Source organism: Streptomyces sp. LN549 (genome assembly GCF_043203805.1).
Taxonomy (GTDB): domain Bacteria; phylum Actinomycetota; class Actinomycetes; order Streptomycetales; family Streptomycetaceae; genus Streptomyces.
In genome coordinates, this window is the sequence record NZ_JAZHRI010000002.1 from 5,777,478 (window position 1) to 5,803,193 (window position 25,716).

General features: G+C 70.8%; 27 protein-coding genes. 14 read left to right on the forward strand and 13 right to left on the reverse strand.

The annotated features are described in order from the left end of the window. Positions 1–116 precede the first annotated feature (116 nt). The 5 genes from sigE to SH922_RS26365 all read left to right on the forward strand — a co-directional run bounded on the left by sigE (position 117) and on the right by SH922_RS26365 (position 5,095). Positions 117–878, forward strand: a complete 762-nt coding sequence (gene sigE / locus SH922_RS26345) for an RNA polymerase sigma factor SigE (RefSeq protein WP_393060320.1) — start codon at positions 117–119, stop codon at positions 876–878. Next, positions 875–1,876 (forward strand): zf-HC2 domain-containing protein, encoded by a 1,002-nt coding sequence (locus tag SH922_RS26350; RefSeq protein ID WP_393060321.1) that lies wholly within the window; start codon positions 875–877, stop codon positions 1,874–1,876. Before sigE ends, SH922_RS26350 begins: the two co-directional genes overlap by 4 nt. A 119-nt stretch (positions 1,877–1,995) precedes the next feature. Beyond that, complete coding sequence (locus tag SH922_RS26355; RefSeq protein WP_393060322.1) at positions 1,996–3,741, forward strand: S1C family serine protease; 1,746 nt, start codon at positions 1,996–1,998, stop codon at positions 3,739–3,741. A gap of 99 nt (positions 3,742–3,840) precedes the next feature. Next, entirely contained in the window at positions 3,841–4,317 is a 477-nt protein-coding gene (locus SH922_RS26360; protein ID WP_393060323.1) for a sec-independent translocase, read from the forward strand. A gap of 118 nt (positions 4,318–4,435) precedes the next feature. After that, positions 4,436–5,095, forward strand: coding sequence for a hypothetical protein (locus SH922_RS26365; protein WP_393060324.1), 660 nt, complete (start codon positions 4,436–4,438; stop codon positions 5,093–5,095). Between the two features lie 74 nt (positions 5,096–5,169). Here SH922_RS26365 and SH922_RS26370 read toward each other — a convergent pair whose 3' ends face one another. The 3 genes from SH922_RS26370 to SH922_RS26380 form a co-directional block, all read right to left on the reverse strand. Further along, positions 5,170–6,303 carry an Mrp/NBP35 family ATP-binding protein gene (locus SH922_RS26370; RefSeq protein ID WP_359076833.1) on the reverse strand — a complete coding sequence of 378 codons (1,134 nt, stop codon included), beginning with the start codon at positions 6,301–6,303 and terminating at the stop codon, positions 5,170–5,172. A 97-nt stretch (positions 6,304–6,400) separates the two neighbouring features. Beyond that, complete coding sequence (locus SH922_RS26375; protein ID WP_393060325.1) at positions 6,401–6,955, reverse strand: DUF1003 domain-containing protein; 555 nt, start codon at positions 6,953–6,955, stop codon at positions 6,401–6,403. Beyond that, the gene (locus tag SH922_RS26380; RefSeq protein WP_393060326.1) at positions 6,945–8,219 is read right to left on the reverse strand and encodes a magnesium transporter MgtE N-terminal domain-containing protein; all 1,275 of its coding nucleotides are present in this window, start codon (positions 8,217–8,219) and stop codon (positions 6,945–6,947) included. Before SH922_RS26380 ends, SH922_RS26375 begins: the two co-directional genes overlap by 11 nt. Before the next feature lie 252 nt (positions 8,220–8,471). On the opposite strand from SH922_RS26380, the gene SH922_RS26385 reads away from it, so the two are divergent. Next, positions 8,472–9,254, forward strand: coding sequence for a hypothetical protein (locus SH922_RS26385; protein ID WP_393060327.1), 783 nt, complete (start codon positions 8,472–8,474; stop codon positions 9,252–9,254). Here SH922_RS26385 and SH922_RS26390 read toward each other — a convergent pair whose 3' ends face one another. Then, positions 9,255–9,773 carry a hypothetical protein gene (locus SH922_RS26390; RefSeq protein ID WP_393060328.1) on the reverse strand — a complete coding sequence of 173 codons (519 nt, stop codon included), beginning with the start codon at positions 9,771–9,773 and terminating at the stop codon, positions 9,255–9,257. A 65-nt stretch (positions 9,774–9,838) separates the two neighbouring features. After that, complete coding sequence (locus SH922_RS26395) at positions 9,839–10,960, reverse strand: magnesium and cobalt transport protein CorA (protein ID WP_393060329.1); 1,122 nt, start codon at positions 10,958–10,960, stop codon at positions 9,839–9,841. 410 nt (positions 10,961–11,370) lie between these two features. Here SH922_RS26395 and SH922_RS26400 point away from each other — a divergent pair, with 410 nt between their 5' ends. Next, positions 11,371–11,955 carry a suppressor of fused domain protein gene (locus tag SH922_RS26400; protein WP_351002309.1) on the forward strand — a complete coding sequence of 195 codons (585 nt, stop codon included), beginning with the start codon at positions 11,371–11,373 and terminating at the stop codon, positions 11,953–11,955. Positions 11,956–12,042: 87 nt separating this feature from the next. On the opposite strand, the gene SH922_RS26405 is transcribed toward SH922_RS26400, so the two are convergent. Beyond that, the gene (locus SH922_RS26405) at positions 12,043–13,275 is read right to left on the reverse strand and encodes an MFS transporter (RefSeq protein ID WP_393060330.1); all 1,233 of its coding nucleotides are present in this window, start codon (positions 13,273–13,275) and stop codon (positions 12,043–12,045) included. A gap of 157 nt (positions 13,276–13,432) precedes the next feature. Here SH922_RS26405 and SH922_RS26410 point away from each other — a divergent pair, with 157 nt between their 5' ends. From SH922_RS26410 to SH922_RS26420, 3 genes are all read left to right on the forward strand, one after another. Continuing rightward, positions 13,433–14,077: a DUF6758 family protein gene (locus SH922_RS26410; RefSeq protein ID WP_393060331.1), complete on the forward strand. Its 645-nt coding sequence runs from the start codon at positions 13,433–13,435 to the stop codon at positions 14,075–14,077. A 75-nt stretch (positions 14,078–14,152) separates the two neighbouring features. Continuing rightward, positions 14,153–15,019, forward strand: a complete 867-nt coding sequence (locus SH922_RS26415) for a PHP domain-containing protein (RefSeq protein ID WP_393060332.1) — start codon at positions 14,153–14,155, stop codon at positions 15,017–15,019. Between the two features lie 176 nt (positions 15,020–15,195). After that, positions 15,196–15,801 (forward strand): MarC family protein, encoded by a 606-nt coding sequence (locus SH922_RS26420; protein WP_351002313.1) that lies wholly within the window; start codon positions 15,196–15,198, stop codon positions 15,799–15,801. 96 nt (positions 15,802–15,897) lie between these two features. Here SH922_RS26420 and SH922_RS26425 read toward each other — a convergent pair whose 3' ends face one another. Beyond that, complete coding sequence (locus tag SH922_RS26425; RefSeq protein WP_198676864.1) at positions 15,898–16,050, reverse strand: hypothetical protein; 153 nt, start codon at positions 16,048–16,050, stop codon at positions 15,898–15,900. A gap of 223 nt (positions 16,051–16,273) precedes the next feature. On the opposite strand from SH922_RS26425, the gene SH922_RS26430 reads away from it, so the two are divergent. Next, positions 16,274–17,161: an NYN domain-containing protein gene (locus SH922_RS26430; RefSeq protein ID WP_393060333.1), complete on the forward strand. Its 888-nt coding sequence runs from the start codon at positions 16,274–16,276 to the stop codon at positions 17,159–17,161. A 12-nt stretch (positions 17,162–17,173) separates the two neighbouring features. Here the strand turns inward: SH922_RS26430 and SH922_RS26435 are convergent, their stop codons facing one another. Beyond that, positions 17,174–18,049, reverse strand: a complete 876-nt coding sequence (locus SH922_RS26435; protein ID WP_393060334.1) for an alpha/beta fold hydrolase — start codon at positions 18,047–18,049, stop codon at positions 17,174–17,176. A gap of 107 nt (positions 18,050–18,156) precedes the next feature. Continuing rightward, positions 18,157–20,088 (reverse strand): DEAD/DEAH box helicase, encoded by a 1,932-nt coding sequence (locus SH922_RS26440; protein ID WP_393060335.1) that lies wholly within the window; start codon positions 20,086–20,088, stop codon positions 18,157–18,159. Positions 20,089–20,563: 475 nt separating this feature from the next. On the opposite strand from SH922_RS26440, the gene SH922_RS26445 reads away from it, so the two are divergent. Next, the gene (locus tag SH922_RS26445) at positions 20,564–21,298 is read left to right on the forward strand and encodes a ferritin-like fold-containing protein (RefSeq protein ID WP_326738584.1); all 735 of its coding nucleotides are present in this window, start codon (positions 20,564–20,566) and stop codon (positions 21,296–21,298) included. Between the two features lie 23 nt (positions 21,299–21,321). On the opposite strand, the gene SH922_RS26450 is transcribed toward SH922_RS26445, so the two are convergent. The 4 genes from SH922_RS26450 to SH922_RS26465 form a co-directional block, all read right to left on the reverse strand. Continuing rightward, the gene (locus tag SH922_RS26450) at positions 21,322–21,591 is read right to left on the reverse strand and encodes a hypothetical protein (protein ID WP_393060336.1); all 270 of its coding nucleotides are present in this window, start codon (positions 21,589–21,591) and stop codon (positions 21,322–21,324) included. A gap of 249 nt (positions 21,592–21,840) precedes the next feature. Beyond that, positions 21,841–22,068 carry a DUF3107 domain-containing protein gene (locus SH922_RS26455; RefSeq protein WP_024490505.1) on the reverse strand — a complete coding sequence of 76 codons (228 nt, stop codon included), beginning with the start codon at positions 22,066–22,068 and terminating at the stop codon, positions 21,841–21,843. Between the two features lie 132 nt (positions 22,069–22,200). Further along, a complete protein-coding gene (locus SH922_RS26460) occupies positions 22,201–22,842 on the reverse strand; it encodes a TetR/AcrR family transcriptional regulator (RefSeq protein WP_393060337.1) in 642 nt (213 codons plus the stop codon). 168 nt (positions 22,843–23,010) lie between these two features. Beyond that, the gene (locus SH922_RS26465; RefSeq protein ID WP_393060338.1) at positions 23,011–23,226 is read right to left on the reverse strand and encodes a hypothetical protein; all 216 of its coding nucleotides are present in this window, start codon (positions 23,224–23,226) and stop codon (positions 23,011–23,013) included. Between the two features lie 109 nt (positions 23,227–23,335). On the opposite strand from SH922_RS26465, the gene SH922_RS26470 reads away from it, so the two are divergent. Together SH922_RS26470 and SH922_RS26475 are read left to right on the forward strand one after the other, a co-directional pair. Continuing rightward, positions 23,336–24,301: an alpha/beta fold hydrolase gene (locus tag SH922_RS26470; protein ID WP_393060339.1), complete on the forward strand. Its 966-nt coding sequence runs from the start codon at positions 23,336–23,338 to the stop codon at positions 24,299–24,301. After that, positions 24,286–25,695, forward strand: a complete 1,410-nt coding sequence (locus SH922_RS26475; protein ID WP_393060340.1) for a DUF3152 domain-containing protein — start codon at positions 24,286–24,288, stop codon at positions 25,693–25,695. Before SH922_RS26470 ends, SH922_RS26475 begins: the two co-directional genes overlap by 16 nt. Positions 25,696–25,716 lie beyond the last annotated feature (21 nt).

Below are 25,716 nucleotides of genomic sequence, written 5' to 3' on the forward strand. Positions count from 1 at the left end.
AAGCACCTGGACCGGGCCCGCAGATCGGGCGCCGGACCGGCGGGCAGGCGGTTCCCGGGGGAGACCCCGGCCCCAGCAGGAAAAAGGCTTATCCGGAGCTAACGGGCGAGGTGGCTATGGTAGGGGCTCTACTGGACACCACCAGAGCCGACAGGGGAGGTGCGGCTGCGCCTGTGGATCGGGGAGGAGTGCTGTGGCGCTTTCTCAGGTCGGCGGGTGAGCCGAAATCCGTGACCAACATTGCTGACCGTTCTTCCAACGACTCCGCACCGACCGCGACCTTCGCCTCAGATGCGGACTCCCAGGCGTGGACGCCGCCCTCATGGGAAGAGATCGTCAGCACGCACAGCGGTCGTGTCTACCGCCTTGCCTACCGACTGACGGGTAACCAGCACGACGCCGAGGATCTCACTCAGGAGGTCTTCGTCCGGGTGTTCCGTTCGCTGTCGACGTACACGCCCGGCACCTTCGAGGGCTGGCTGCACCGCATCACGACCAACCTGTTCCTGGACATGGTCCGCCGCAAGCAGCGCATCCGTTTCGACTCCCTCGGGGACGACGCCGCCGAGCGCCTGCCGAGCCGTGAGCCGTCGCCGCAGCAGGTCTTCAACGACACCCACTTCGACGCGGACGTCCAGCAGGCCCTGGACACCCTTGCGCCCGAATTCCGGGCCGCGGTCGTGCTCTGCGACATCGAGGGACTTTCTTACGAGGAGATCGCCGCGACACTCGGCGTGAAGCTCGGCACCGTGCGCAGCCGTATCCACCGCGGGCGCTCGCACCTGCGCAAGGCGCTGCAGCACCGCTCACCCGAGGCCCGTGCCGAGCAGCGTTCGCTGGCGGGAGCACTTGTGTCGGGGGAGGGCGGAACGGCGTGAGCGGCACAGGTCCGACCTCCGCGGAACAGCATTTGGGAGACCGTCTCGCCGCGCTTGTCGACGGCGAGCTGAAGCACGACGCCCGCGACCGGGTGCTCGCTCACCTCGCGACCTGCGCCAAGTGCAAGGCCGAGGCTGCCGCCCAGCGGCGCCTGAAGAGTGTCTTCGCGCAGTCGGCCCCGCCCTCGCCCTCGGAGGGGTTCCTTGCCCGGCTCCAGGGCCTTCCCGGCGGCCCCGGTGGTGACGGCGACAGCCGGGGAAGACCGTTGGGAGACTCAGGCCGCTTCGGTGACGGGGTCTTCCCGGTGATGCAGCCCTCGGGCAGCCGAGCCCAGACATCCTCGGACGGCTCCCTGCCGCCCGCCTTCGGCTACCTCCCGACTCTGCACGGCTCGACCGCGGTGCTGCCGGCCGGACCGGCCGGTTCCGCCTTCCGGATCCACGAGGTCGGCCGCGAGGGCGATCGCTCACCGTGGCGGGGACGCCGGTTCGCCTTCGCGGCAGCCAGTGCCGTTTCGCTGGCCGCCATCGCACTCGGCGGCGCCCTGCCGACGGACGCCGGCACCGAGACTCCCACGCGGGCCGAGGGCCCGGGCAACACCGTGGCCCCGCTCGACGCCGACGCCCGGGCCGGGAGCGGCACAGTCAGCCGTCGCGGAGGCGGCAGCCACGGCACACTCGCCGCGGCAGGCACCGACCGCCCGTTCTCGCTCGCGGTGAATGCCGCACCGCTGGCGTTCACCGCGGCACCCTCCCTGCTCGGCGCCGGCAGTCTCAACGGGAACCCGTTCGCCCTTCCCGTCCAGTCCACCGTGTCCGCGCCCTCGCTGATACGTCCCGACGCGAGCAACCCGCTCTTCGCGCGTGCCCTCGGCAGCGGACTCGGCCCGGCCGAATCCGCTGCGCCCTCTGCGGAGCCGTCGCGGACCCCCACGTCGGCCGCCGGAGCACCGGCCCCCGCCGAGCACGGCCTGTCGCTTTCGCCCCGCCGCCGATGAAGGTCTGCGTACGGGGCTGCGCAGGGCATCCGTAAACCTGGTTGAATTCCGGCAGGATTTCCGGAGGGACGCCCCTGCCGGGGTGTGCAGAGGCCGGTTACGGCAGTTGCGGGGAGAGCATGGACGACGGGAAGACCACCGAGCCGAAGGCGAAGTGGTGGAGCCGGCCCGCGCCGGGACGCAGCACGCCCACAGCGCCTCAGGAGCCGTCGCCCGTCGAGGACGCGATGCCCCCGGGGCCCCCGGCAGATGCTCCGGCGGTGAGCGAGGCACCCCAGGCCGTGCCGCACGATGCCGCGGGACCTGAGACCGTGACAGCCGGGACGGCGACAACCGACACCGCGACAGCCGAGACCGCGGCACCCGCGCCGCAGGCCGCGCAGCCGCTCCACGAGCCCGACCAGTACAGCACCCCGCCCTACGGTGGCCCCGGCCCCTGGGCGCCCGCACCGCCCGTGCAGCGGCCGACCCCGGCGCACGGCACCCCCGTACCCCCGGCCTACGCGGGAACGAACGGCTCCGGCATGACGGCCCCGCCCACCCCTGCGCCCGCCTTCCAGGCCCCGCCCCCGCTGCCGCCGCACCCCCAGGGCCCGGGGCGGGGCGCCCACCTCCAGGCCGCCCACCCCCACCCCCAGTCGCAGCCGCACCCCCAGCCCCCGTCGCCACAGTGGCTCCAGTACGACCCCTGGGGCGCTCCCCGGCAGCCGCTCATCACCCAGCCCGGGCCGCCGCTCGGCCCCGACGGCCGCCGGAAGAACCGGCGTGGACCGGTCCTCATCGGTGCACTGCTCCTCGCCCTGGTGGCGGGCGGCATCGGTGGCGGCATCGGCGCCTACATAGAGCGCAACGGCGGCCTCACCGCGGTCGAACTGCCCCAGGACGAGCGGAACGGCGGCGGACGCGCCCCCGACAGCGTCGCGGGCATAGCGGCGAGCGCCCTGCCCAGCGTGGTCACCCTGCACGTCAGCGGCAGCACCGAATCCGGCACCGGCACCGGCTTCGTCCTCGACGACCAGGGCCACATCCTGACCAACAACCACGTGGTCGCCCCGGCCGGTTCCTCCGGCGAGATCACCGTGACGTTCAGCGGCGGCGAGACGGCGAGCGCCGAGATCATCGGCAAGGACAGCGGCTACGACCTGGCCGTGGTCAAGGTCAGCGGCGTCTCGGGGCTGAAGCCCCTGCCCTTGGGCAACTCCGACAACGTGCAGGTCGGGGACCCGGTGGTGGCGATCGGCGCACCCTTCGACCTGTCCAACACCGTCACCTCCGGCATCATCAGCGCCAAGGACCGGCCGATCACCGCCGGCGGTGAGAAGGGCGACGGCAGCGACATCAGCTACGTCGACGCGCTCCAGACCGACGCCCCGATCAACCCGGGCAACTCCGGCGGCCCGCTGGTGGACACCGACGCGCACGTCATCGGGATCAACAGCGCCATCCGCGCCGCGGACAGCGGCTCGACCACGGAGGGCGGGCAGGCCGGCTCCATCGGCCTCGGCTTCGCCATCCCGATCAACCAGGGCAAGCGCGTCGCCGAGGAGCTCATCAACACCGGGAAGGCCACCCACCCGGTGATCGGTGTGAGCCTCGACATGAAGTACACGGGGGACGGCGCCAAGGTCGGGCCCAAGGGCGCCGACGGCAAGTCCTCCGTGACCGAGGGCGGTCCCGGTGCCAAGGCGGGCATTCAGCCCGGTGACGTCATCACCGAAGTGGACGGCAGGCGGGTGCACAGCGGCGAGGAACTGATAGTGAAGATCCGCTCGCACCGCCCAGGTGACCGGCTGAAGCTGACGCTGACCCGCGGTGGTAAAGACCTGTCCATGACTTTGACGCTCGGTTCGGCAACGGGCACGTGACGGCCATGAGGAGCTACCGCCCGGACAGTTCCGCCGGGTACCGTGGGCCGAGTCCGGACCTCATCCGACCTGGTCGCGGAGAACACGAGGAGCCGCAAGGTGTTCAATGACATAGGCCCACTCGAGCTGGTGGCGCTCGCAATCATCGGCGTGCTCGTCTTCGGCCCGGACAAGCTCCCCAAGGTCATCCAGGACGCCTCGCGCTTCATCCGCAAGATCCGGGAGTTCTCGGAGAGCGCCAAGGAAGACATCCGTACGGAGCTCGGCCCGGAGTTCAAGGACTTCGAGTTCGAGGACCTCAACCCCAAGACGTTCGTCCGCAAGCAGCTCATGGACGGCAACGACGATCTGGGGCTGAAGGAGATCCGGGAGAGCTTCGACCTGCGCAAGGAGGTCGCCGAGGTCACCGACGCGGTGAACGGGCGCGAGACCCCTGCCGTCGAGGCGAAGAGCGGCGTGTCGAGTGCTTCCGCGGTCACCGCCGCGAACGGCTCGGCGGGCGCTCCCGACCTGCTCAAGAAGCGTGAGCAGCCCACGAAGGCCGACCACCCGCCGTTCGACGCAGACGCCACCTGACACCGGTCAATCCCGACTCGTCCGGACGGTATGGCTATTCTCCATCTGTCCGGTTGTGAGTACGCCCGCGGGGGGCGGGCCGTTCCGGACCTTGACGATCGAGGAGGCGGCCGGGCAGATGGAGACAACGAGTCGGGTGGGCGCGGATGGTGCGCCGGACACAGCCACGGCGGAGGGGGTGCCGGCGGCCCGGCTCACGGTCGACGGCTATCTGCAGGCGCCGTTCCCCTGGTACGGACTGGACGAGGCCTTCACCGGGCCCCGCTGGCTGATGCAGGTGGGCACCGCGGCGGACGGCACGGTGCAGCACGGCTCCACCGGTCACGGTGACGAACCTTCGGTGCGGGGCGGCGACTCCGGTGCGGACAAGCAGCGGTTCGCCGTCGTCGTGACCGTGGCCAGCAGCCCGGTGCGGCGCAGCGGCGACGGCACGGGCGTCCTGGACGCGACGACCGTCTCCTCCGCCGCCTGGCTGGCCGGCTCCGGCCTGCTGGCCTACACCTGGCCTCCGCAGATGGACCACACCCTGCGCGACGACTGGCTGGACCAGCAGACGGAGACGGCGTTCGAGCTCGCCGACGACCTGGAGGGCCCCGCCTGGTCGGCGCTGTCCCTGCCGGTCGACGGTGTGCCGGTGCCCTTCCACTACCGCGAGTCCGAATTCGGCTGGGTGCTGGCGGGATCGGCGCAGGGCGTCCACATCGGGGCGTACGGGCGGGGGATGAGCGCGTACGGGCTGGGTTTCTCGGTCGTCGGGGACATCGCGTCGTACGCGTAGCAGCCGGGCGGTTCACGAACGACGCACAGGGTGCCGGGACCGAAGGGTCCCGGCACCCTGCGTTGTGCCCGCGGTCAGAACTTGTTGCGCGGGGTGATGCCCAGGGACATGCCGGACAGGCCGCGCTGACGGCCGCCCAGCTTGTCCGCGATGGAGCGCAGGGCCTTGCCCGCCGGGGAGTCGGGGTCGGACAGGACGACGGGCTTGCCCTCGTCGCCGCCCTCGCGCAGCCGTACGTCGATCGGGATGGAGCCGAGCACCGGCACCTCCGCGCCGACCGTCTTCGTCAGGCCCTCGGCCACCCGCGCGCCACCGCCCGAGCCGAACACGTCGACCATCTCGTCGCAGTGCGGGCACGGCATGCCCGACATGTTCTCGACGACACCGACGATCTTCTGGTGGGTCTGCACGGCGATCGAACCGGCCCGCTCGGCCACCTCGGCCGCGGCCTGCTGCGGGGTCGTGACGACCAGGATCTCCGCGTTGGGCACCAGCTGGGCCACGGAGATCGCGATGTCACCGGTGCCCGGCGGCAGGTCGAGCAGGAGGACGTCCAGGTCGCCCCAGTACACATCGGCGAGGAACTGCTGCAGCGCGCGGTGCAGCATCGGGCCGCGCCACACCACCGGGGCGTTGCCCGGGGTGAACATGCCGATGGAGATGACCTTCACGCCGTGCGCGGACGGCGGCATGATCATGTTCTCGACCTGGGTCGGCTTGCCGTCCGCACCGAGCATCCGCGGCACGCTGTGCCCGTAGATGTCCGCGTCCACGACACCGACCTTGAGGCCGTCGGCCGCCATCGCCGCCGCGAGGTTCACCGTCACCGAGGACTTGCCGACGCCGCCCTTGCCGGAGGCAACCGCGTACACCCGGGTCAGCGAGCCGGGCTTGGCGAACGGCACCTCGCGCTCCGCCGTGCCGCCGCGCAGCGAGGTCGCGAGCTCCTTGCGCTGCTCGTCGCTCATCACGTCGAGCGTGACCTCGACCCGGGACACCCCCTCGACGAGGGCCACCGCGTCGGTCACGTTCTTGGTGATCGTCTCGCGCATCGGGCAGCCGGAGACGGTGAGATACACCGTGACAGCGACCACACCGTCAGGATCGATCTCGACCGATTTCACCATGCCGAGTTCGGTGATCGGGCGGTGGATCTCCGGGTCGTTCACTGTCGCCAGTGCCTCAAGCACCGCGTCTTCCGTAGCCATACCTCGATAGTACGGGTGCGCGCAGCGCTCCTTGGAAGGGTGGTGGCGGGCGACGGGTGGGAGGTACGGCGCCTTTCGCTACGCGCGGGTAGCCCCGTCAGCGGTCTTCGTCACTCTCGGCGGGCTGCAGCGCCCGCCGGTCGTCCAGGTCCTTCACCAGGTCCTCCAGTTCGGACCGGATCCAGTCGCGTGTGGCGACCTCCCCGAGGCCCATCCGCAGCGCGGCGATCTCCCTGGTCAGGTACTCGGTGTCGGCGATGGAGCGCTCGTTCTGCTTGCGGTCCTGTTCGTGGGTGACCCGGTCGCGGTCGTCCTGCCGGTTCTGTGCGAGGAGGATCAGCGGGGCCGCGTACGAGGCCTGGAGCGAGAGCATCAGGGTCAGGAAGATGAACGGGTACTCGTCGAACCGCAGGTTCCCGGGCGCGAAGATGTTCCAGACCACCCACAGGATGATGATCAGAGTCATCCAGACGATGAACCGTCCGGTGCCCAGGAAGCGCGCGATCCGCTCCGAGAACCGGCCGAACGCCTCGGGGTCGTACTCCGGCAGCAGCCGCCGGCGCGGGGCCTTGGGCTGGTCCAGCCGGGCCCTGGGGGTGCGGGTCAGCGCCGTCGAGCCGTTCGACGCCCTGGAGCGGTCCTCACCGGCCACGGAGCACCCCCTCACGGCCGTGGAAGTCGGTCTCCCGCCAGTCGTCGGGCAGCAGGTGGTCCAGGACGTCGTCGACCGTCACCGCGCCGAGCAGCGAGCCGCTCTCGTCCACCACGGGCACCGAGACCATGTTGTACGCCGCCAGGTAGCTCGTCACCACCGACAACGGGGTGTCCGGGGGCAGCGCCACCAGATCGCTGTCGACGAGCGAGCTGACCAGGGTGAACGGCGGGTCCCGCAGCAGCCGCTGGAAGTGCACCGTGCCCAGGTACTTGCCCGTCGGCGTCTCGTCCGGCGACCGGCACACGTACACTTGCGCGGCGAGCGCCGGGGACAGGTCCGACTGGCGGACCCGGGCGAGCGCGTCGGCGACCGTCGCGTCCGGCCGCAGGATGATCGGCTCGGTGGTCATCAGACCGCCCGCGGTCCGCTCCTCGTACGACATGAGGCGCCGCACGTCGGCCGCGTCGTCCGGGCGCATCAGCGTCAGCAGCCGCTCCTTGTCCTCCTCGGGGAGCTCGGAGAGCAGGTCGGCCGCGTCGTCGGGGTCCATGGCCTCCAGGACGTCCGCGGCGCGCTCCTCCTTGAGCTTGCCGATGATCTCCACCTGGTCGTCCTCGGGGAGCTCCTCCAGGACGTCGGCGAGCCGGTCGTCGTCCAGGGCGGCGGCGACCTCCGCCCGGCGCTTCGGCGAGAGGTGGTGCAGGGCGTTGGCCACATCGGTGGGACGCAGCTTCTCGAACGTGGCGACCAGCGACTCCGCGCCCTGCCCGTCCTCCTCCAGCGAAAAGCCGCTGACGGCCGACCACTCGACGGTCAGGGTCTCGCCCTTGCGGCGCAGCGCCCCGCCCCGGCCCTTGCGGACGAAGTACTTGTCGATCTCCCAGTCGCGGCGGGCAGGCAGCTGCTGGATGGCCACGTCCAGGACGGTGACCTCCTCGCCGGTCTCCACCAGGCTGACCCGCCGGTCGAGGAACTCGCCGAGCACCAGACGTTCGGTGGGCCGCTGTTCGAAGCGCCGCATGTTCACCACGCCGGTGGTGATGACCTGTCCCGACTCGATGCCCGTCACCCGGGTCATCGGGAGGAAGATCCGGCGCCGGCTCACCACCTCGACCACGATGCCGAGCAGCCGGGGCGGCCGGCCGCCGACCCGGAGCATCGCGACCAGGTCGCGGAGGCGTCCCACCTGGTCGCCGTTGGGGTCGAAGACCGGTACGCCGGACAGGTGCGAGACGAAGACGCGGGGGGTGCCTGGTGCCATGCCTGCGCCTCCTCGTTCTCCGCGGCTTCGGAGCGTCCGGCTGTCGGGGGGCGGCGTCCCCGATCGCCGGAGGCTCTTACGCATCCGGTCTGTTCAGACAGTTATTGCACCCTTATGACGTGATCAGGCTAGCCCGTACCGCTCCGTGGTGCCCTGGCGAACCGTCCGTACGGCTCTCTGCAGGAAGACGTAGGCCGCACGGGTACGCTGCCGTCTGCCACCCCCGCCATGCAGATGAGAGGCAGTGCGCCTGTGACCTCTGTCGTTCCGCCCGTCCGGGCCCGCCGCCGGACCGCCACCCTCGCCCTCGTGCTCTGTGCCGGGCTGACCGCGGCCCTGACCGCGTGCGCGGGTGAGGATCCGGACAAGGGGACCAACGGCATCGGCAAACTGACCGGGCCGGAGATCGAGAAGAAGGCGCAGACGGCGGCGGACTCCGCCGACGCGGTCCGGCTGGCCGGCACGCTGGTGAGCAAGGGCGGCACGTACAAGATCGACATGCAGCTCAAGGACAAGGGCGGTGCGGGCTCCGTCACCTCGAAGAACAGCACCTTCGAACTGCTGCGGATCGGTGACGAGCTCTACCTCAAGGCCGGCGCGGGCTTCTGGAACCACGACGACGAGAAGAAGACGGACGCCGGGAAGACGAGTGACGCGGGTGGCGCCGCAGCCGACAAGCTGGACGACAAGTACGTGAAGGTCCCCGAGGACGACCCCACGTACAAGCAGCTGCGCGGCTTCACGGACAAGAAGGTGCTGCTCGACGGGCTGCTCACGCTGCACGGCGAAGTCGGCAAGGGCGACCGCGACAAGGTCGGCGGGGTGCGCACCATCCGGATCCTGGGCGGCAAGGGGGAAGGCGGCGCCCTGGACGTGTCCCTGGAGGGCACCCCGTACCCGCTGAGCTTCGCCCGCGGCGGCGGCGGGGGCGTCATCACGCTCGCCGACTGGGGCAAGGACTTTGCGCTGGCGGCCCCGGCCGAGGACGAGACGGTCGACTACGGGCAGCAGCTGCCGAAGTCGTCCTCCTCGTAGCTACGACCTGCGCAGGGACTTCTTCAGCAGCCGCGGCAGCCCGGCGGGCACCGGCAGCCGCGTGGTCGCGGTGGTGGGCAGGGGGGCCGCCGCCCCCGAGGTGTCGGGCAGTTCCGTACGGGAGTCGAGCGGCGTCAGCGTGACGATCCGGCACTCGCGTGCCCACCGCTCGGGCATCTGCTCGGCGTCCGGGGCATTGAGCCGCTTGCCCTTGAGCTCGGCGACCGCGGCCTCCCACTCGTCACTGTGCGGTGCGAGCTGCGCCACCGAGGCCGACCAGGCGATGAGACGGCCGCCCTTGTCCTTGCTGCGGACGGTCACCTCCGCGGTGGCACCGTCGGTGAGTCCGGCCGGGAGCGGCTGCTCACCGGGGCCGTCCCCGACGAGATGCGCCGCACCCTCGTGCCACACGTGCCACAGCGCCCGCGCGGGGCCGGTGCCGCGTACCCAGATGAGGCCGGACTTCTTGGTGGCCTCCTCGACGAGGGCGGGCCCGAGCAGCGTGTCAGCGGCAGTCATGGGCAGAGCTTAGACCGCCCGGCACAGGGGGGTGGGTCTCGGACCGACCCCCTGCCCCCGCGGCCTCAGAGCCAGCCGTTGCGCTTGAGCATGCGGTGGATGGAGAAACAGACCACGCCGATGAAACCCATCACCATCGGGTAGCCGTACGTCCAGCGCAGCTCCGGCATGTGCTTGAAGTTCATGCCGTAGACGCCGCAGATCATCGTCGGTACGGCGACGATGGCCGCCCAGGACGTGATCTTGCGCATGTCCTCGTTCTGCGCGACGGTCGCCTGCGCCAGGTTGGCCTGGAGGATCGAGTTCAGCAGTTCGTCGAAGCCGATGACCTCCTCCTGCACCCGGACCAGGTGGTCGGCGACGTCCCGGAAGTACTTCTGGATGTCCGGGTCGATCAGCCGCATCGGTCGCTCGCTGAGCAGCTGCATCGGGCGCAGCAGCGGCGAGACGGCCCGCTTGAACTCCAGCACCTCGCGCTTGAGCTGGTAGATCCGGCCCGCGTCCGAACCGCGCGGGCTTCCCTTGTCCGGCGTGGAGAAGACCTCGATCTCCACCTCGTCGATGTCGTCCTGCACCGCGCCCGCCACCGCGATGTACCCGTCGACGACATGGTCGGCGATGGAGTGCAGGACCGCGGACGGGCCCTTGGCGAGCAGCTCGGGGTCGTCCTGCAGCCGGTGGCGCAGCGCACGCAGCGAGCCGTGGCCGCCGTGCCGCACGGTGATGACGAAGTCCCGGCCGGTGAAGCACATCACCTCGCCGGTCTCGACGACCTCGCTGGTCGCGGTCAGCTCGGCGTGCTCGACGTAGTGGATCGTCTTGAAGACGGTGAACAGCGTGTCGTCGTACCGCTCCAGCTTCGGCCGCTGGTGGGCGTGGACGGCGTCCTCCACGGCGAGCGGGTGCAGTCCGAACTCCCGGGCGATGCCCGCGAACTCCTCCTCGGTCGGCTCATGGAGGCCGATCCAGGCGAAGCCGCCGTTCTCCCGTACGCGGAGCATCGCCTCGTGCGGCGTACGGCAGGTGCCCTCCACCTCGGCGATACGGCGGCCGTCGCGGTAGACCGCGCAGTCGACGACCGCGCTGGAGGCGGACGGGTCGCGCGTGGCGTCGTAACCGTTGTGCAGGGTGTTGGTCTTGCGCAGGGACGGGCGCACCACGGCGCGCAGGTCACGGATCATCGACATGGCTGGCTCCTTCACGGAGGGCCGCCGGCGCAGGCGTGGAACAGCCCGGAATGGGGACGTGGGCTCACGTCCGCAAAGCGGGCGGCACCGCGGAGGCACGACGACGGCGTTCGCTACAGACAGGCAAAAAGGGAGTGCTCTTCCGTCGTGCGAAATGCCGGGGGCCTTGACCGAGAAGGCGTCAGATCACAGAAGAAAGGTGTCGAGCGGAAGAGCGGTTGGTACTGCACGGTCGACTTGGATCCACCGCAGCCCCACCTCCTCCGGTCGGTCCCCCGTGGGGGATGACGTTTCGTCGGGACTTGAGAGCGACGCTTCTGCGTGCTGTCCCGACCGGCACCCCAGGCTAGCAGCCGGTACAGGGTCAATCCCTTACTTTGCCCGTTCCATACGCGTCCTATGCTCACGGCATGGCAGAAATTCTTGCGCTGGTCGAGGCGCGTCTGCGGACGGCCTTGGGTGAACCGGACGCACGCGCAGCAGTGACGTTTCTCGGGACGGACCGGATCGAGGTACTCCGATTCATCGACGGCGATGTGGTGAGGTACGCCACCCTCGGCATGTCCGCCCAGCCGATGGCCGATCCGACGGCCACGCTCGCCGACCCGGTCAAGGGCCCGCGCGCCGAACTGGTCCTCTCGGTACGGGTCGGCCTGGCCGACACCGACCAGGTGCTGCGCAAGCTCGCCGTGCTGGCGGCCTCGCCTCAGGTGGAGGGTGTGATCGTGGCCCCCGGCGCCTCCCTGGACGTGGGTGAACCGCTGTGGCCCGGGGCGCCGTTCGGCTCCGTGCTGGTCGCCGAGTCGGGAGGACTGGTCGAGGATCTGGAACTGGACGAGCCGATGGAGCCGGTGCGCTTCCTGCCGTTGCTGCCGATGACGCACAACGAGGCGGCCTGGAAGCGGGTCAGGGGCGCGCAGGAACTCCAGGAGCGGTGGCTGTCGCAGGGGACGGATCTGCGCGATCCGCTGCGGGCCTCGGTCGCCCTGGACTGACGCCGCCGAGACGCGGCACACAGGAGAGCCCCGCCGCGCGGCCAGGAGGGGGAGCCGTGGGCGGGGCGGTACGGGGGCGTAGGCCGGTCAGTTGGCGAAGACCGTGACACCGTCCTCGGAGGCGTGCTTCGGCTCCAGCTCCTCCGCTTCGTGCGACAGCGCCGAGCGCCGGACCCAGATGACGACCGCGCCGACGACCGCGGCGACGGCGGCGACCACGAACGGGATGTGGATGTTGCTCCACTCCTCGATCTTCGGGGCCAGGTAGGGGGCGGCGGCGGCCGCGAACCAGCGGACGAAGTTGTAGCCGGCGCTGGCCACCGGGCGCGGAGCGTCCGAGACCCCGAGCGCCAGTTCCGTGTAGACGGTGTTGTTCATGCCGATGAAGGCGCCGGAGAGGATGGTGCAGACGATCGCCGTCGTGTGGTTGCCGTAACCGAGGATCACCAGGTCCGCTGCGAGCAGCACCAGCGAGGCGCCGACCACCTTGAGCGAGCCGAAGCGCTTCTGCAGCCGCGGCGCGACGAGCACCGAGAAGACCGCGAGCAGCAGACCCCAGGCGAAGAAGACGGCGCCGGACTTGTACGGGGTCATGTTCAGCACGAACGGTGTGAACGCCAGGATCGTGAAGAAGGCGTAGTTGTAGAAGAACGCCGAGGTCGCGACGGAGGCGAGACCGCCGTGGCCGAGTGCCTTGAGCGGGTCGAGCAGGGACGTCCTGCGCGCCGGCCGGGGCTGTTCCCTGAGGAACGCCGTGATGCAGACGAAGCCGATCGCCATCAGCGCGGCCGTGCCGAAGAACGGGTAGCGCCAGCTGGCGTCACCGAGCAGCGCCCCGAGCAGCGGCCCGCAGGCCATGCCGAGGCCGAGCGCCGATTCGTACAGCAGGATCGCCGCCGAGCTGCCGCCCGCCGCGGCACCCACGATCACCGCGAGTGCCGTCGATACGAAGAGTGCGTTGCCCAGACCCCAGCCGGCCCGGAAGCCGACGAGCTCCGCGACGGAGGAGGACGTGCCGGAGAGCGCGGCGAAGACCACGACGAGCGCGAGGCCGGCCAGCAGTGTCTTGCGTCCCCCGATGCGGCTGGAGACGAACCCGGTGACGAGCATCGCGACGGCCGTGATCAGGAAGTACGAGGTGAACAGCAGGGACACCTGGCTCGGCGTCGCCTCCAGCCCCTTCGCGATGGACGGGAGGATCGGGTCCACCAGGCCGATTCCCATGAACGCGACCACAGATGCGCCTGCTGTGGCCCAGACGGCCTTCGGCTGGCGCAGGATGCTCGCCGTTCCCTGTTCGAACGGATCCTCTCCCTGCATGGGACTTCTCGCTCTCCACTAGATCGGTGTGTTGTACACAGAATAAGTTAGGGCGTCTAATGAATGCAAGTTACATCTAAATCTGCTGGTCGGAGCCACGCTGCGGAAGGGTGATCGTCCTTGACGCGGCGACGACCGGGGAGGACCGTTGGGCGCTATGAGGGGCGAACCCAGTTGCCCGAAGTGTGGAGGCCGGGTCAAGGCGCCCGGTTTCTTTGACGACACCTGGCAGTGCGACGTGCACGGCAGCGTGCACCCGATGCAGCCGGTCATCCCGCCCAGCGTCGAAGGACTCGGGGTGGTGGTGCACCGCGCCCAGGTGCCCGTGTGGATGCCCTGGCCGCTGCCGGTCGGCTGGCTGTTCACCGGTGTCGCGGCCGCGGGGGACGACCGCAGCGGCGGCCGGGCCACCGCCGTCGCCTGTTCCGGGCCGGGTCCGCTCGGCGGAATCGGTGAACTGCTGCTCATCGCCGAGGAGCTCGGCGTCGGGCTGGGCGCGCGGTACGCCGGGATCGACGGCCCGGACCCGGGCCCGCTGCTGCGGGTCGACGGGCCGCCGGACGTCAAGGTGCTCGCCGCCGGCCGTCCGACCCCGCTCTGGCACGTCAAGGACGCCCCTGCCGACCGGGCGGTCTTCGCCGGTGAGGCGTGCGGGCTCTGGCTGTGGGCGATCGTCTGGCCCGAGCAGTCGGGCCTGCTGATGTACGACGAGCTGGTGCTGACCGATCTGCGCGACGCCGGGGGAGAGGTCGACCTGGTGCCCTGCGGCGCCCTCACGCCCCGGCTGCTGACGGCACCCTGAGCGGGCCGGGGAGGGCTCGCGCGCCGGTTATCCTTGAGCGTCCCCCACCCGGCTGCGAGCACTGGAGTACGTGTCGTGCGCATCGACCTGCACACCCACTCCACCGCGTCGGACGGTACGGACACCCCCGCCGAGCTGGTGCGCAACGCAGCCGCCGCGGGGCTCGATGTCGTCGCCCTCACCGACCACGACACCGTCCGTGGTCATGCGGCGGCGAAGGCCGCGCTCCCCGAAGGCCTCACCCTGGTCACCGGCGCGGAGCTCTCGTGCCGTATCGACGGCGTGGGGCTGCACATGCTGGCGTACCTCTTCGACCCGGACGAGCCCGAACTGGCGCGCGAGCGCGAGCTGGTGCGTGACGACCGGGTGCCGCGCGCGCAGACCATGGTGCGCAAGCTCCGGGAGCTGGGTGTCCCGGTCGAGTGGGAGCAGGTCGCACGGATCGCGGGGGACGGCTCGGTCGGGCGGCCGCACATCGCCACCGCGCTGGTCGAGCTCGGCGTCGTCGAGACCGTCTCCGACGCCTTCACGCCCGAGTGGCTCGCCGACGGCGGGCGCGCGTACGCCGAGAAGCACGAACTCGACCCCTTCGACGCGATCCGGCTGGTCAAGGCCGCCGGCGGCGTCACCGTCTTCGCTCATCCGGCCGCCGTCAAACGCGGCGAGGTGGTCCCCGAGTCGTCGATGGCGTCGCTTGCCGCGGCGGGACTCGACGGCATCGAGGTCGACCACATGGATCACGACGGGCCGACCCGGGCCCGGCTGCGCGGACTGGCCCGCGAGCTCGGGCTGTTGACCACCGGGTCCAGCGACTACCACGGCAGCCGCAAGACCGTGGCGCTCGGCGAGTACATGACCGACCCGGAGATCTACGGCGAGATCACCCGGCGCGCCACGGGAGCCTTCCCGGTGCCGGGGGCCGGCGGACCCGTCGTCTCGTAACGGCCCACGCGCCACCCCTTCACGCCTCCGCCCGCTCCGCCGCGCGACCGCGTGACGCCATTCGTCCCCACCTCGCGCACCGGCCCGCCGCCGCTGCTGTCGCACCGTGCGACGGCCGCCGGTCCGCGGTGCGCTCCTCCCCGCCGCAATTCCGCTCTCTCCTCGCAAGGCTCACTGTGTTCGACGTCGCTGTCTTCGGATCCCTTTTTCTCACCCTTTTTGTGATTATGGATCCGCCCGGGATCACCCCGATCTTCCTCGCCCTCACCGCGGGCCGTCCCGCCAGGATGCAGCGCAGGATGGCACTGCAGGCGGTCGCCGTCGCCTTCGGTGTGATCGCCGTCTTCGGGCTGCTCGGCCAGCAGATCCTGGACTACCTGCATGTCTCCGTCCCCGCGCTGATGATCGCGGGCGGACTGCTCCTGCTGCTGATCGCGCTCGATCTGCTGACCGGCAAGACCGACGAGCCGACGCAGACCAAGGACGTCAACGTGGCGCTCGTCCCCCTCGGCATGCCGCTGCTCGCCGGCCCAGGAGCGATCGTCTCGGTGATCCTGGCGGTGCAGCACGCCGACACCGTCGGCAGTCAGATCTCGGTCTGGACGGCGATCATCGCCATGCACGTCGTTCTCTGGCTGACCATGCGCTACTCGCTGCTGATCATCCGGGTCATCAAGGACGGCGGCGTCGTACTGGTCACCAGGCTCGCCGGCATGATGCTCTCCGCCATCGCCGTCCAGCAGATCATCAACGGCGTCACCCAGGTCATCCAGAACGCCTGACCAGGCCCCGGACACCACAGCGCCCCCGTACGGATCTTCCGTACGGGGGCGCTTCGCGTCTTTATACGTCGGCGTCTTTTTTACGTCGGCAATGCGTTACGAAGCCGAGCTTTCGGCCGGGCGGATATAGATGCGCTGGCCGATTGCTGCGGCCTGCTGCACGATCCGGTTGACGGAGGCGGCGTCCACGACGGTGCTGTCCACGGCGGTACCGTCGACATCGTCGAGTCGCATGATCTCGAAGCGCATATGGCTTCCCTTCGTCTGATCCTCCTGCTGGAGAACTACTGGGAGGACGGGTGGCCCGTCCGCAAGGATGTGGAGCGCACAGGCATCTCTGTCCCGCGCCCCACGGTGTGTACAACGGCTTGCCTCCTGCAATCATTCCCTACGCTAAGGAAATTTTTTGGATGTCTAAGTACCAGCAGGTAACCGAGCATGCGCGGACGATGTTCTCCGCGACGAGGCCCGCATGAACGAGGCAGAGATCGGCGATCGTCTGGACCGCACCAACGAACTGCTCCAGCGTGTGCTCGCCGAGGTGTCGAAGACCCCGTCGACCCACGCGATCTTCGTGGACGCGGGATATGTGTACGCCGCCGCCGGGCTGCTCGTCACCGGCACCGAGGACCGGCGCTCCTTCGACCTCGACTCCGAAGGACTGATCGAGGCCTTCATCGACAAGGCCCGCACCATCTTCGCGGACAGCAGACTGCTGCGCGTGTACTGGTACGACGGGGCCAGGCGCCGGATCCACACCGTCGAGCAGCAGTCCATCGCCGAACTCCCTGACGTCAAGGTCAGGCTGGGCAACCTCAACGCCAACAACCAGCAGAAGGGCGTCGACTCGCTCATCCGCACCGACCTCGAATCCCTCGCCCGCCACCGCGCCATCAGCGACGCGGCGCTGGTCGGCGGCGACGAGGACCTGGTGTCGGCCGTCGAGGCCGCGCAGGGGTACGGGGCCCGGGTCCACCTGTGGGGCATCGAAGCCGCTGAAGGGCGCAACCAGGCCGAACCGCTGCTCTGGGAGGTCGACAGCCAGCGCACCTTCGACCTCGACTTCTGCCGTCCGTACGTGACCAGACGCCCCGTCACCACCTATGAGGAGGACGCCCCCGCGCCCTCGCGCGAGGACGTCCGTTTCGTCGGGGCGCAGATCGCCGCCACCTGGCTCTCCGCCCGCGGCCGCGAGTCCCTGGCCGATCTGCTGCCCGGGCATCCGTATCTGCCGGGCTCCGTCGACCAGGACCTGCTGGTCGAGGCCGAGCGGCTGCTCCAGCACTCGCTGCGCGGCCACGCGCATCTGCGCCGGGCACTGCGTGACGGCTTCTGGCAGCACCTCCAGGCGCAGTACTGACGCCTGGTGCCCCTACGGTGCCGCCCGCGCTCCCGGAGCCGCCTGAAGGCTGTCCCAGAAGGCGGCGAGCGCGGCCGCCGTCGGCGCCGGCCGGTCCGTGTTGGGGGAGTGCTCGGCGCCCTCGATCCGGGTCCGGCGTGCGCCCAGGCGCACCGCCATCTCGTCGATCAGCGGCACCGGCCAGACGTCGTCGCGCTCGCCGGAGATCACATGGACCGGCAGCTCGATGGCGGCGAGCTCGGCGACGCGGTCCGGTTCGGTGGCCAGTTGGCGGCCGGTGGCGATCAGCTGCGCGGGGCGGTGGCGCAGCCAGCGCCGCCGCATGTCCTCGCCGTCCGTCTCCGCCTCGGCCGGCGGGTCGAAGGCGCGCATGGCGTCCCAGACGTCGTCCATGCTCATCGTGGCGAGCGCGTCACCGAGGATCTTCAGCTTGACCTGCTGGGCCTCGACGACCTCCGCCGGTCCGGAGGACATCAGGGTGAGCGAACGGAACGGTGCGGGGTCCAGGAGCACGGCGGCGCGCGCGATCTGCCCGCCGAGTGAGTGGCCGAGCAGGTCGACCCCTCCCTCCCCGAGACCGAGCGCCGCTGTCTGCGCAAGCACGTCACGTGCCAACTCGCCCTGGCTGTAAGCCTCCTGACGGTCCGTCCCGTCAGTCTCGTACTGCCCGCGCCCGTCGACCGTGACGGCGCGGTAGCCGGCGTCGGCGAGCGGTTGCAGCAGCGCGATGAAGTCCTCCTTGCTGCCGGTGTACCCGGGCAGGAGGAGGACGGTGCCCCGTGATCGCGTACGCGGCACCGCGTCCAGCACGGCGAAGTCCCCGCGCTCGGTGTGCAGTGCGCGGGGACGGGCGCAGGGGGGCGGGGTGAAGGTGGGTGGCCTGCTCATGGCACGAGGTTACGACCGCGGGTGAGGTCCGTCATGCCGTGGAACGCCGGACGGGCCCGAGTCGATCCCTCGGGCCCGTCCGGCGATCCTTGGCGCGTGGTGCGTGCTCAGCCCTCGGACTTGGCGGCAGCCGTCCGCGGGGCACGGCGCCGGCGCGGCTTGGCCTCGCCCTCGGCGGCCGGCGTCTGGGCCACGGCCTCCGTCTTCGGCTTCGCTGCCGCACGGGGGCGGCGGCGCGGCCTGGAGTCCGACTCGGGCTCGGCGATCGGCGCGATCTGGAAGTCGACCTCGTCCTCGGCGGGCTTGATCACCCGGGCGCGGCGGCGCGGCTTGGTCACCGTCGCGGCGGCGGGCGCGGGCTCGGCCACGGGAGCGGTCTGGAAGTCGACCTCCTCCGTCACCGGCTTCACGACCCGGGCGCGGCGGCGGCGCGGCTTCGCCTCGGCCGCCGTCTCCGTCGCGATCTCGGTCTCGGTGTCGACCACGACCTCGGCCTTGGCCGCCCTGGTCCTGGTCCGCTTCTTCGGCTCGGCGGCCTCGGGCGCGGGCTCGGTGTCGATGACCACGGCCGGAGCCTCCGCCACGGCCACCGCGGCCTCGGCTGCGATGTCCGCGGCACCGACGCGGCTGCGCCGGCGGCGGCGCGGGGTGCGCGGCTCGGACGGGCCGTCAACGGCCTCGGGAGCCTCGACGGCCTCCGTGGCCGGCGCGGGCACCGTCACGGTCACGGCGCCCTCCTCCGCATTCGAACCGCCCCGGGTGCGACGGCGCTGACGCGGCGTACGCGGAGCACGCTCCTCGCGGACCGCGGGGGCCGACGCGGCGGCGGACTTGCGGCCACGGCCGCCCGTCTCGCCGAGGTCCTCGACCTCTTCGGCCCGCAGACCCGCACGGGTCCGCTCGGTACGCGGCAGGACACCCTTGGTGCCGGCCGGGATGTCGAGCTCCTCGTACAGGTGCGGCGACGTGGAGTACGTCTCGGGCGGGTCCGGGAACTTCAGGTCCAGGGCCTTGTTGATCAGCTGCCAGCGCGGGATGTCGTCCCAGTCGACCAGCGTGATCGCGATGCCCTTGGCGCCCGCACGGCCGGTCCGGCCGATCCGGTGCAGATAGGTCTTCTCGTCCTCGGGGGACTGGTAGTTGATGACGTGGGTGACACCCTCGACATCGATACCCCGGGCCGCGACATCGGTGCAGACGAGCACGTCGACCTTGCCGTTGCGGAAGGCGCGCAGCGCCTGCTCGCGGGCGCCCTGGCCGAGGTCTCCGTGGACCGCGCCGGAGGCGAAACCACGCTTCTCCAGCTGCTCGGCGATGTCGGCCGCGGTGCGCTTGGTGCGGCAGAAGATCATCGCGAGCCCGCGGCCGTTGGCCTGGAGGATGCGCGAGACCATCTCGGGCTTGTCCATGTTGTGCGCGCGGTAGACGTACTGCGCGGTGTTCTTGACGGTCGTGCCCTCGTCGTCGGGCGACGTGGCGTTGATGTGCGTCGGCTGCGACATGTAGCGCCGCGCGAGGCTGATGACCGCGCCCGGCATGGTCGCCGAGAACAGCATCGTCTGGCGCTTGGCCGGCAGCATCGTGATGATGCGCTCGACGTCGGGCAGGAAGCCCAGGTCGAGCATCTCGTCGGCCTCGTCGAGGACGAGGGCGCGGACCTGCGACAGGTCGAGCTTGCGCTGGCCGGCCAGGTCGAGCAGACGGCCCGGGGTGCCGACGATCACGTCGACGCCCTTCTTGAGGGCCTCGACCTGCGGCTCGTAGGCCCGGCCGCCGTAGATGGCGAGAACGCGGACGTTACGCACCTTGCCGGCGGTCAGCAGGTCGTTGGTGACCTGCTGGCAGAGCTCGCGGGTCGGGACGACGATCAGCGCCTGCGGGGCGTCGGTCAGCTTCTCGGGCTGGGCCCGGCCCGCCTCGACGTCCGCGAGGACGGTGACGCGCTCCAGCAGCGGCAGGCCGAAACCGAGCGTCTTGCCGGTGCCGGTCTTGGCCTGTCCGATGACATCGGAGCCGGAGAGCGCTACGGGGAGCGTCATCTCCTGGATGGGGAAGGGGGACGTGATGCCGACAGCCTCAAGGGCTTCGGCCGTCTCGGAAAGGATCCCGAGGTCTCGGAACGTAGTCAGGGTGCTGCCTCTTCTGTGAAACGCGGTCCGAGGCGAACGAAGGGGGTCGTACCGTGCCGGGGTTGGTCATCCGGCCGTGGATGGGCCGGGTGGCGCGGGACCACTGCCGTCGCTCGAGCGCTCGTGCCGCTGAGGGGGCCCCTCATCTGCGGTCGTACGTGTCGTACGCACCGCGTGGAGGGCTGTCGGGTCGGAGCCGATCGGGCCACCGACCGGGCATCCTCATTCAATTTCGCGCAACGAGCAGTTGCAAAATGCTCAGTAAGCGCAATACCACTGTACCCCGGATTCGCGCATCTGTGTTGGGCGAATTCATCGGAACGGTGTGACGTCAGTCGGTGGCCGGGCCCCTCCACCCCTCGGCGGGCGGGCTATTCTGCGCTCCATGGAGACGCCTGACAACGCCACGGAAACCCCCGCATCCACCAAAATCGCCGACCAGGACTGGGCCACCGCGTCCGCGGAGCCGCAGTACCGGGCCGCCGTCGTCGACCTTCTGGGAGCACTCGCCTACGGGGAACTGGCGGCCTTCGAGCGACTCGCCGAGGACGCGAAACTCGCGCCGACCCTGGCCGACAAGGCGGAGCTGGCGAAGATGGCCTCCGCGGAATTCCATCACTTCGAGCGGTTGACGGACCGGCTGACCGCGATCGAGGTGGAGCCGACCGGCGCCATGGAACCGTTCGCCAAGGCCCTCGACGACTTCCACCGCATGACCGCGCCTTCGGACTGGCTGGAGGGCCTGGTGAAGGCCTACGTCGGCGACTCGATCGCCAGTGACTTCTACCGCGAGGTCGCGGCCAGGCTCGACTCGGACACCCGCTCCCTGGTCCTCGCGGTGCTCGACGACACGGGTCACGGGAACTTCGCCGTCGAGAAGGTGCGCGCCGCGATCGAGGCGGACCCGAGGCTCGGGGGCCGGCTCGCGCTGTGGGCGCGCCGGCTGATGGGCGAGGCGCTCTCGCAGGCGCAGCGGGTCGTGGCCGACCGTGACGCGCTGTCGACCATGCTGGTGGGCGGGGTGGCCGACGGATTCGACCTGGCCGAGGTCGGCCGGATGTTCTCCCGGATCACCGAGGCGCACACCAAGCGGATGGCCGCCCTGGGGCTGGCGGCGTAGGGCTCTGCCGGACCGCGGCGGCGTCAGGCCGCCGCTGACCGGCCGAGCCGGCGGCTGCGCGGCCTCAGCAACAGGGACAGCGTCACCGCGGAGATCAGCACCGAGCCCACCAGTGTGGCCGCCGCATGGCCCGACCCCAGCACCGAGTGCGTGAGCCAGGCGCCGAACAGGGCTCCCAGCGTGCCGGTGCCGAGCACGGCGCGACGGGAAGGGAGACGGGGCGACAGGGTGCGCAGGGCCGCCCAGGAGAGGGCGAGTCCGAGCACGACGGAACCCAGGGTTTCCAAGATCACAGACGATCACCTCGCAGGTGCGGGGGCGGGCAAATCGGTCGTAGGCGGTACTACCCCCGGGCGGCGGAGGACAACCCTCCCGTGGGCAGGCTTCGCTCAGCCGTCGCACAGGAACGGCCCGCCCGGCGAAGCGAGCCGCCCCCTACCTGCGGCACAACGGAAAGCGGCCCGGCGGGGAAATCCCCGCCGGGCCGCTTCCACGGTCTCTGCGTCCGGGCGTGCCGGGAGAGCCTGTCCTGCGGACAGGTTCTACAGCGCGCCGAACCCCACCCGTCGCGTGCTGGGCTCGCCGATCTCCACGTAGGCGATCCGGTCGGCCGGCACCAGGACCTTGCGGCCCTTCTCGTCCGTGAGGCTGAGCAGCTGCGCCTTGCCGGCGAGAGCCTCGGAAACCGCGCTCTCGACCTCTTCGGCGGAAAGCCCGCTCTCCAGAACGATCTCCCGGGGCGTGTGCTGCACCCCGATCTTGACCTCCACGGCTATGTCCCTCCGACGGTCAGTCCCTGCGCGGTGAACCGCGCCGTACGCAGGACACATTAGCCCGCTGAGGGGACCGGACAGGGCTCCGCGGGCAACGCCCGCAGCGAACACCGGCGCCGGCCGCCCCGCTCAGTGCTGATCGATGCCGTGCAGCGGGAAGCCCGCGATGCCGCGCCAGGCCAGCGAGGTGAGGAGCTGCACCGCCGTGTCGCGCGGGATGGCGGACCGGCTGGAGAGCCAGTAGCGGGCGACCACCTGGGACACCCCGCCCAGCCCGACCGCGAGCAGCATGGATTCGTCCTTGGACAGGCCCGTGTCACCCGCGATCACGTCGGAGATCGCCTCGGCGCACTGGAGCGAGACCCGGTCGACCCGCTCGCGCACGGCGGGCTCGTTGGTCAGGTCCGACTCGAAGACCAGCCGGAAGGCGCCGCCCTCGTCCTCGACGTACGCGAAGTAGGCGTCCATCGTCGCGGCCACACGCAGCTTGTTGTCGGTGGTCGACGCCAGCGCCGTGCGCACCGCGAGGAGCAGCGACTCGCAGTGCTGGTCGAGCAGGGCCAGATAGAGCTCCAGCTTGCCCGGGAAGTGCTGGTAGAGCACCGGCTTGCTGACCCCGGCCCGCTCCGCGATGTCGTCCATCGCCGCGGAGTGGTACCCCTGTGCGACGAAGACCTCCTGTGCGGCCCCCAGGAGCTGATTGCGTCGGGCGCGGCGGGGCAAACGAGTGCCCCGCGGGCGCGCCGCCTCGGTCTGCTCGATGGCTGTCACGCCGCCTCCCAAAATCGTGATCCGACCCAGCCGTTCCGTGCACGCTGCGCCATACCGACATCGTACTTTTGGGTAACCCTCGTATGCGCGGCGCGGACGCAGAATTTCACGGACCGGACGACTGCGGTAGCCACAGTTTCCGTACCCCCTGCCGCATAGCGGGGCGTATCAGCGGTAATCGTCCTCATCCTGTGGGACAACGCGGGCCTGCTCCGCCGCATCCGCCTCGTTCGCACGGTCCCGGTCGACGTCCGCCAGCGGTTCGTCGCCCTGCGGACGCAGATCCGTCCGCTGCTCGGCGGCGTCCGCGTCGGGTGCCTCCTGGTCGGGATCGTCCGGCTGGACGCCCTCGAAGGTCTCCGGGTCATTGGGGTCGACCGTCATGGTGACTCCCTTCCTTGCTCCGAGCCTAGGAGCTACCCCCGGAAGCCGCCATGCGATCTGTGATGGCGAACACATGAACCACGGTGTGATCGTCTCGTAACATTGCCGCATGTCTTCGACCGAGCTGCCGGGAGTCCGCGCCGCCGCCGCAGCGGTGGCCCCCACGGTGAGCGCCGTCAGAGTCGCGGAGGGGGAGAGGCTTCGCTCCGTCACGCTGCCCGGGCTGACGCTGACCGTCCGTTCGCGGCCGCCGGAGCGGACCGGACTGCCGCCCGCGCTCTTCGTGCACGGGCTCGGCGGCTCCTCGCAGAACTGGACCGCGCTGATGCCGCTGCTCCAGGACGTACTGGACAGCGAGGCGCTCGACCTGCCCGGTTTCGGGGACTCCCCGCCGCCGGACGACGGCAACTACTCGGTCACCGGCCACGCCCGCGCGGTGATCCGCTTCCTCGACGCGGGCGAGCGCGGCCCCGTCCACCTGTTCGGCAACTCCCTGGGCGGGGCGGTGGCGACGCGGGTCGCCGCGGTCCGTCCCGACCTGGTGCGCACCCTCACCCTGATCTCGCCCGCGCTCCCCGAGATCCGGGTGCAGTGGTCGGCCGCGCCGACCGCACTGCTCGCCGTCCCGGGAATCGTGTCCCTGTTCGCCCGGATGACCCGGGACTGGAGCGCGGAGGAACGCACCCGCGGAGTCATGGCACTCTGTTACGGCGATCCGGCACGTGTCTCCGCCGACGGCTTCCACAACGCGGTGGCCGAAATGGAGCGGCGGCTGGCGCTGCCGTACTTCTGGGACGCGATGGCGCGCTCGGCACGTGGCATCGTCGACGCGTACACGCTGGGCGGTCAGCACGGGCTGTGGCGCCAGGCCGAGCGGGTGCTCGCACCGACCCAGCTCGTGTACGGCGGACGGGACCGGCTCGTCTCGCACCGGATGGCACGCAGGGCGTCCGCGGCCTTCCGCGATGCGCGACTGCTGACACTGCCCGACGCCGGGCACGTGGCGATGATGGAGTACCCGGAAGCGGTCGCCCAGGCGTTCCGGGAACTGCTCGACGAATGCGGCGGGAGCTGATCCGGGGCGTGGGACGACACAGCCGAAAGGGCCCTGCCCCCAGGGCGCCCGAGACCGGGCCGGACGGGGCGAACGGGGAAGCGGGGCGCGAGGGCGCCCGGCCCGTTGCCGGCAGCGGCCGGCGGAGACGGCCGGGCGACGCGGCTCCCGGCCCCGACGGCCACACCCCGTTCCAGGGCACGCCCCAGGTGCGCGGCGGCCATCCCGAACAGCGTGAACCGGGCGGCGGTTGGGGGACCGGGCCCGTCGGACGGTACGGCGAACGGCCGGCCCCGCCGTACGGCGCGGGACCGGGCGGCGGCCGCATCGGCAACCAGGCCCAGCCCCAGGCGCCGGGGCGGCCGCAGAATTCCCAGGCGCCGCGGAATGCGCAGGGGACCGCCACCAGGCCGCTCATACCGGGTCCGCGGCGTGAGTTCGTCGATGCCTTCGACAGCCCGCCCGCCCCGCCCGCGCCCCGTGGGCCGGGCGCGGCTCCTTCCGGACCGGCGGATCCGTACCGCTCCGTCACCGAGTGGGACGAGCGGCCGCCGGGTGCGGACGAGGCCGCGGAGGCTCCTGACAAGGACACCAAGGACACCAAGGGCGGCAGGGGCCGCACCTTCACCGGCATCGCCGCGGCCGCGGTGACGACCGTGCTCGCGGTGGTCGTGGCCGGCCAGGTCGCCCACGACAGCGGCAGCCGGACCGGAGCCGCGCAGGCCGCGGGCGTGGACCGGGGCGGCGACGGTGATGCCTCCCGCTCCGACGACCGGACGACGCCCGCCCCGAAGGTGGCGGTGGCCAAGCCCCTTTCGTACGAGCAGAAAATGGCCAGGGCCTATCCGCTGGCGCCGAAGCTGACCGCTTCCGGGAAATTCGAGGCGGTCGCCGGCACGGCGAAGGCTCCGGGCAAGGGGCATAGGTACCGCTACCGGATCGACGTCGAGAAGGGGCTCGGGCTCGACTCCGCGCTCTTTGCCGAGGCGGTGCAGAAAACCCTCAATGATGACCGGAGTTGGGCGCACGACGGCGACATGACCTTCGAACGGATTTCCACCGGGAAGCCGGATTTCGTCATCACGCTGGCCAGTCCGGGGACCACGGGTGAGTGGTGCGAGAAGTCGGGTCTGGACACGATGGAGGACAACGTGTCCTGCGACTCCGCGGCCACCGAGCGCGTAATGATCAACGCCTACCGCTGGGCCCAGGGCTCTTCCACCTTCGGACCGGACAAGCTCTTCGCCTATCGCCAGATGCTGATCAATCACGAGGTCGGCCACCGGCTGGGTCACAACCATGTGAGCTGCGGCACGAAGGGGGCCCTCGCCCCGGTGATGCAGCAGCAGACCAAGTCGCTCGACATCGACGGCATCAAGTGCCGCCCCAACCCCTGGGTGTATCCCAAGGGTTGAGCCGGGGCGGGGCTCGCCGGG

Excerpts from the sequence above, each read along its gene's own strand:
- SH922_RS26395 (WP_393060329.1), bottom strand. The coding sequence starts at position 10,960 with ATGTCGATGATCCGTGACCTGCGCGCCGTGGTGCGCCCGTCCCTGCGC.
- SH922_RS26440 (WP_393060335.1), bottom strand. The coding sequence starts at position 20,088 with ATGACGCTCCCCGTAGCGCTCTCCGGCTCCGATGTCATCGGACAGGCC.
- SH922_RS26355 (WP_393060322.1), top strand. The coding sequence starts at position 1,996 with ATGGACGACGGGAAGACCACCGAGCCGAAGGCGAAGTGGTGGAGCCGG.
- SH922_RS26435 (WP_393060334.1), bottom strand. The coding sequence starts at position 18,049 with ATGAGCAGGCCACCCACCTTCACCCCGCCCCCCTGCGCCCGTCCCCGC.
- SH922_RS26425 (WP_198676864.1), bottom strand. The coding sequence starts at position 16,050 with ATGCGCTTCGAGATCATGCGACTCGACGATGTCGACGGTACCGCCGTG.
- SH922_RS26365 (WP_393060324.1), top strand. The coding sequence starts at position 4,436 with ATGGAGACAACGAGTCGGGTGGGCGCGGATGGTGCGCCGGACACAGCC.
- SH922_RS26475 (WP_393060340.1), top strand. The coding sequence starts at position 24,286 with ATGCGGCGGGAGCTGATCCGGGGCGTGGGACGACACAGCCGAAAGGGC.
- SH922_RS26410 (WP_393060331.1), top strand. The coding sequence starts at position 13,433 with ATGAGGGGCGAACCCAGTTGCCCGAAGTGTGGAGGCCGGGTCAAGGCG.
- SH922_RS26465 (WP_393060338.1), bottom strand. The coding sequence starts at position 23,226 with ATGACGGTCGACCCCAATGACCCGGAGACCTTCGAGGGCGTCCAGCCG.
- SH922_RS26445 (WP_326738584.1), top strand. The coding sequence starts at position 20,564 with ATGGAGACGCCTGACAACGCCACGGAAACCCCCGCATCCACCAAAATC.
- sigE (WP_393060320.1), top strand. The coding sequence starts at position 117 with ATGGTAGGGGCTCTACTGGACACCACCAGAGCCGACAGGGGAGGTGCG.
- SH922_RS26370 (WP_359076833.1), bottom strand. The coding sequence starts at position 6,303 with ATGGCTACGGAAGACGCGGTGCTTGAGGCACTGGCGACAGTGAACGAC.
- SH922_RS26430 (WP_393060333.1), top strand. The coding sequence starts at position 16,274 with ATGAACGAGGCAGAGATCGGCGATCGTCTGGACCGCACCAACGAACTG.
- SH922_RS26390 (WP_393060328.1), bottom strand. The coding sequence starts at position 9,773 with ATGACTGCCGCTGACACGCTGCTCGGGCCCGCCCTCGTCGAGGAGGCC.
- SH922_RS26470 (WP_393060339.1), top strand. The coding sequence starts at position 23,336 with ATGTCTTCGACCGAGCTGCCGGGAGTCCGCGCCGCCGCCGCAGCGGTG.
- SH922_RS26400 (WP_351002309.1), top strand. The coding sequence starts at position 11,371 with ATGGCAGAAATTCTTGCGCTGGTCGAGGCGCGTCTGCGGACGGCCTTG.
- SH922_RS26405 (WP_393060330.1), bottom strand. The coding sequence starts at position 13,275 with ATGCAGGGAGAGGATCCGTTCGAACAGGGAACGGCGAGCATCCTGCGC.
- SH922_RS26380 (WP_393060326.1), bottom strand. The coding sequence starts at position 8,219 with ATGGCACCAGGCACCCCCCGCGTCTTCGTCTCGCACCTGTCCGGCGTA.